Source organism: Bacillus sp. NEAU-Y102 (assembly GCF_054788175.1).
The window spans coordinates 1-3,283 of record NZ_JBTWFK010000032.1 but is presented as its reverse complement, the minus strand read 5'-3'; the positions used below and the strand labels follow the sequence as shown (position 1 = coordinate 3,283).

General features: G+C 33.3%; 1 protein-coding gene. It reads right to left on the bottom strand.

What is annotated here, in order from left to right:
* Positions 1–3,283, bottom strand: a 3,283-nt coding sequence (locus ACYFX0_RS30920; protein WP_460272075.1) for an amino acid adenylation domain-containing protein, incomplete at both ends; no start/stop codon positions are given.

Sequence of the window (3,283 nt, the reverse complement as noted above, 5' to 3'; positions counted from 1 at the left end):
GTGGGATAAATGAGGCCTTTGTTAATTCAGGTTGATTCAAATATCCTCGTGCTAATGCGATACCTCCTATATAAAGTTCACCTACTGTTCCAATAGGGACAAGTTTTTTAGCTTCATTTAATACATACACCTCTACATTGGGAATAGATCGACCAATAGGTGGTGTCCCTTTGCCGCTATAAATGTCTATAGTAGCAACCGATGCTTCTGTTGGACCATATGCATTTATAAAGAGGTGATTTTTCACCCATCGTTTTGCCACTTGTTCACTACAGACTGAACCCGCAGAAATAACAGTTTGTAATTCCTCAAATTTAGATTCATCTAACAGATTTAGTACCGTAGGTGGTAAAAATGCATGCGTAAATTTTTTTTCTAGCAAAAACTGGGTAAGTGGCTCGACTGGCATAATATCTTGTTGACCACATACATATAAAGTTCCACCAGACACCAGAGTTGCGAAGATATCATATAGTGAAACATCAAATGCAATTGAAGAAAACTGAACTACCTTACTACCCGTATTTAATTTTGTAAAATTAATGCTGGCATTAATAAAATTACATAGACCTTTTTGTTCATAAAGGACACCCTTTGGATTTCCTGTGGATCCAGATGTATAAATTACATATGCCAAATTATCTGGTTTAACTTCAATTGTAGGATTTATATTTTTTTCTCTCGAAATATTCATTTCATGTTCTTTTATATCAATACAATCTATTTCTTTAGGTATCCACTGTGTTAGATGACTTTGTGTCAGCAATACTTGTATGTTGGCATCTTTCAAGATATATTCAAGCCTCTTTGTTGGATATGCGGGATCTAGTGGGACATATGCGCCACCAGCTTTTATTATTCCTAATATACTTACAATCATCTCTAAAGAACGTTCTATATAAACCCCTACCATACTTTCAGGGCCTATGTTTCGTTTTTGTAGATAAAAAGCTAATTGATTTACTTTTTCATTTAATTCCTTATAAGTTAACTGTTGATCTTTATATACCAATGCAACAGAATCTGGATTCTGAATTACTTGCTGTTCAAATAACTCTTGAATCACTACATCTTTTTGATAATTGCCCTCTATGTTAGTCCATTCATGTAATAATTGCTTTTCTTCGTTCTTAGTGAGTATTCTTAGATTCTCAATAGGTTCCTCCGGAAATTGTAAAATTTCATCTAGCCAAATTTCAAAAGATTGAGCCATTCTTTTTATTGTAGAAACCTTAAATAAGTCTGTATTATATTCAAAATCCACTTGTAATCCTGTTGGTATCTCTTCCATTGCTATAGTTATATCAAACTTTGCACCATTCATATGTCTAGGGATTTTTTCTACGCTATGATCTAATAATTTTGGTAACTCTTTTAATTGATTGTGAAAAACAAACATTGTCTGAAATAATGGAGAATAACTCATATCACGTTCTGGTTGTATAGCTTCTATAACTTTTTCAAAAGGAACGTCCTGGTTTTCTTGTGCATCTAACATTTTTTTCTTTATTTGTTGGACCAATTCTTTAAATGTTATATTATTTGAGCAATCTGCACGATAGACTACAGTATTTGCAAAGAATCCAATAAGATCTTCAACTCCTGGATAATTCCTATTTGCAATTGGGCTGCCTACTAAAATATCTTTTTGATTGGTATAACGAGAAAGAAACCCTTGATAACTTGCTAATAATGTGGCGAATAATGTAACGCCTTCCTTAGAATTGAATACTTTTATTTTTTCTAACAATTTATTGGGTAGGACAATTTGATACGTATCTCCATTATAGCTTTGTATTATTGGACGAGGGTAATCCAATGGGAGTTCCAATATAGGAAGTAAACCGCGTAATTCTTTCCCCCAATATGCTATTTGTTTTTGTATAATGTCTTCTGTTAACCAACTTTTTTGCCATTTTGTAAAATCAATATACTGAACAGGTAAAGGGGGAAGCTTTTCAGTTTCGTTTTCTAAAAATGCCTGATAAAAACTCATCCATTCATTGATAAAGGTATCTAATGACCAGCGATCAAAAATAATATGATGGATGGTGCAAAGAAGTACTAACTCTTTATTGTCCATTATTATTAAATGAGTACGTAATAAAGGTCCTTGGCTTAAATCAAATGGCTTTTTAGCTTCTATTTTTGATATATTTTCTATTTTAGATGTTTTATCTTCAGGAGAAAGAGAAAGATAACGCAAATCAATTACTGATAAGGGAACTGTTATATCTTGTTGAACAATTTGCACTGGTTTTCCTTCAACTTCATGAAATACTGTCCGTAGAATTTCATGGCGATGTATTATTGCATTATATCCTTTTTTTAACATATCAATGTTCCATTTTCCTTTTAAACGCCATGCAATCGGGACATTGTAAAGCGCACTATTTGTTACAATTTTATCCATTATCCATAAACGCTGTTGAGCGAAAGATAATGGTTCGTATTGTTCACGTTTAACTGATTGTAATGGTGTAAAAACATCGATCTCCCCCGTTTTTCCCAATAAAAATGTTAAACGTTTTGAGAAATGTTTAATGGTAGGGTATTCAAATATATCACGTATTTGTACTAGAATTGAAAAATCAACACCTAAACGTGAAGTTATTTTAGTTGCTAGGAGAGAGTGTCCACCTAACTCAAAAAAATTATCGTTTATTCCAATGGCAGAGGAGTCAATCCCTAATACCTCTGACCAAATTTCTACCATTTTTTGCTCTACTCTATTCCGAGGTGCTATATATCCCTCGTTCGTTTGTATAATAGAGGCCCATGCAGGTAAAGCATCTTTATCTACCTTCCCATTAACAGTTAATGGCAATGATTCTATCTTGATAAAATGAGCCGGGACCATATAATTTGGAAGATGTACCCCTACATGTTTTCTCCACTCTTGTGTATCTCCTTCGCCCACAATATAGGCTACTAAGATGTTATCTCCAAATGAATCTTCTTGCGCTACCACAGTAACTTCTTTAATGTCTGGATGATTTCCTAATATTGTTTCAATTTCACCTAACTCAATTCGAAATCCTCTAATCTTAACTTGTTTATCAGCTCTTCCTATATATTCTATATTTCCATCAGGTAAATATTTAACTAAATCACCAGTCCGATATAATCTATCATTAGAGCTATTCTTGAATGGGTGTGGGATAAATGAGGCCTTTGTTAATTCAGGTTGATTCAAATATCCTCGTGCTAATGCGATACCTCCTATATAAAGTTCACCTACTGTTCCAATAGGGACAAGTTTTTTAGCTTCATTTAATACATA